Raw genomic sequence first — 2,546 nt, forward strand, 5'->3', positions numbered from 1 at the left:
TTTTGGACCCACCTGATTTCCATGCCGAACTCAGAAGTGAAACGAAATAGCGCCGATGGTAGTGTGGGGCTTCCCCATGTGAGAGTAGGACATCGCCAGGCTTTAAATTTTGGATACTTGCTGATTACAAGCGAGTGATACCACTGCGGAGTGGTAGTTCAGTTGGTTAGAATACCGGCCTGTCACGCCGGGGGTCGCGGGTTCGAGTCCCGTCCACTCCGCCACTTATATTAAGCCCCAGTCGAAAGACTGGGGCTTTTTTCGTTTTGGTTACCCGACTTACCTTAACCTCATTTCCATATTGAAACCTTGCATCGAGAGGCAGACTTCCCTCTTCGCTATGCTTTCTAAGCCCTGTCATGAGTGAGGTGTTGCGCAGTTCCTGCTGAACAGGATCCCAGTCTCGAGCGCTAGTTTTTATCCCCTATGCTGACTCATTAAAGCTCCCCTTTATTACGTGTTAGAAAGCTTATTCACTAGCGTAGTGTAAGAAAGAGTAAGATCGGAAGACTGAGTTATTAAGTACCTAGCCACTAACGCATGTATTGCCTTTCTAGATTCTAGGTTGTTGCGTTTGGGGTTAAGTTGCGTCTCGCAAGCTTATTTACTGAAGTCTACTAATATAGAGGTCTAATAGAGTATTAAGCTGTTGGACCTAGGAATAATAAAAAAGCCCAGCAGGAAAATGCTGAGCTTTGAAGTTAATTATGCTTACAGGATGCGTTTTAAAACCCCATCTGCTTTTAGGCGGGTTATTTTTCTTACTAACCGCTGCACCCCTATCGGATAATCTTCCACTTTTTCTAACTGTTTATAAGTACAGATAAGGTGGGTATGCTCAAGGATACGCGAAACCTCATCTTCGAACTTATCAGTGAGTTTCGCATAATTGTCTTGGATGAGAAGTCCATTTTCTAGATCAAGTGACCAAGCCCGAGGATTTAAGTTATTCCCCGTCAGTAGCATATAGCGTTTATCAACCCAAATGCCTTTGAGATGGAAGCTATTATTGTCATGCTTCCAGAGGTGAATTGACAGTTTACGCGCAGCGATATTCGCTTCATTTGCTTTCGCAAAGCGGCGTAGGTTTACTTCATACAGATATGGAAGTCCGCCAATGGTTTTAAAGTCTTCCTCAGGGGCAATATAAAAATCGTTTGCTGTCTTGTCGCCCACAACAATAGTTACTTTCACACCGCGTTTCATGGCTCGCTTCACTTCACGATGCAGCGCTTTAGGGAAGTTAAAGTAAGGCGTACAGATAAAGATTTCGTTTTGGGCGGCCGCTAGTAACTTTACAATCTGTTGATTGAGCAGATTGCGGCGTTTGCCTATACCAACTAGCGGGGTGATTTTTACACTTTCCTCTGTTGCAGGTTGGTCTTCAAACTGATAATTAGCTTGAGCAAGTGAAGCTCTCAGTTGACGAATCGCCGACTTAATTTCTTTGGTTTCTGGCTTATCTTTTCCAGCAAGATCATTGACAGCTGGGTGAGCAATCATCTCTTCCTGAATGAATTGCACCATTGAATTAGCTAAAGACTCATGTCGAATCACATGGTAACGATCAAAGCGATAGCGTTCGTGATAGTGCAGATAAACGTTATTTAAGCTTGCCCCGCTGTAGATGACAGTATCATCGACAATGAAGCCTTTTAAATGCAGTACCCCAAAAACCTCTCTGCCACGCACAGGTATGCCGTAGACAGGGATCGGGTGTTGGTACTTATTGGCATACGCTTTGTAAAGCGCAGAATTACCCTCAGATGTTTCCGCACCAATAAGGCCACGCTGCGCTCGATGCCAGTCGACACAGATATTGATGTCCAACCCAGGATTACGCTGTTTCGCTTCATAAAGCGCAGTGAGGATTTCACGTCCAGCTTCATCATCTTCCAGATATAGAGCGACTAGGTAAATTCGCGACGTTGCTTTACTGATTGCATCCAAAAGACGAGTCCTGAATGATTCTGCTGAATACAGAACATCAAAGTCTTCCGGATTGACAGCGAGACTTGGCAACTGTTCGAATGGATTCCTACTTACTATCATATCGGTATGAGTACCTTAGTTTAGTGCAATATTGCGAACCTGCCATTTTATCAAAGATATGATTTACCTGGCTACAAAAGCGCGCGTTTTGATGTCGTTGAAGAGATGAATTGCATTGGAATGAGATCTTTACCGCTATCTACATAGCGTTGAAATGCCATTTTTAGCGGGTGTGGTAGCTCAGAGCAATCAATGGTTTTGAATCCATGCTTGGAATAATAGGATTCGAGATGTGTAAACGCGAAGCAATAATCGCCATCAGTGAAAACATTGTTTTTACAATGAGTTAGTAGTTTTTTTCCAATGCCAGTTCCCCTAAGTGTCGGAATGACCAGCATTCCCGTCAGCAACCGAGATCTATCTACGGTTTTTAAGCGTAGTAACGCAACAATTTCACCTTTATGGCTCGCTGTAATGATCAGTTCATCCTTTTTGGCTCGACCCGAAGGGTAATGCGCTTTGTACAACCTCTTAATGAGAGGGAGCTTGATAGG

At 43.9% G+C, this 2,546-nt stretch carries 2 protein-coding genes, 1 tRNA gene and 1 rRNA gene; 2 read left to right on the forward strand and 2 right to left on the reverse strand.

Annotated features, from left to right (window positions below; translation table 11 throughout):
• Both rrf and CAG69_RS12180 read left to right on the forward strand, forming a co-directional pair.
• Positions 1-101, forward strand: a 5S ribosomal RNA gene (gene rrf / locus CAG69_RS12175); the annotation flags it as partial.
• A 46-nt stretch (positions 102-147) separates the two neighbouring features.
• Positions 148-224: transfer RNA gene (locus tag CAG69_RS12180), tRNA-Asp, on the forward strand.
• A gap of 487 nt (positions 225-711) precedes the next feature.
• Here the strand turns inward: CAG69_RS12180 and pssA are convergent.
• Entirely contained in the window at positions 712-2,052 is a 1,341-nt protein-coding gene (pssA, locus tag CAG69_RS12185) for a CDP-diacylglycerol--serine O-phosphatidyltransferase (protein WP_161444387.1), read from the reverse strand.
• 71 nt (positions 2,053-2,123) lie between these two features.
• Positions 2,124-2,546: GNAT family N-acetyltransferase (locus CAG69_RS12190; RefSeq protein WP_237668071.1), on the reverse strand; the 423-nt coding region annotated here is incomplete at its 5' end.

The sequence above is a fragment of the Vibrio sp. V43_P6S15P86 genome, from assembly GCF_009904725.1.
Classification (GTDB): Bacteria; Pseudomonadota; Gammaproteobacteria; order Enterobacterales; family Vibrionaceae; genus Vibrio; species Vibrio diabolicus.

Coding starts and splice junctions, on each gene's coding strand:
- pssA (WP_161444387.1), bottom strand. CDS start 2,052: ATGATAGTAAGTAGGAATCCATTCGAACAGTTGCCAAGTCTCGCTGTC.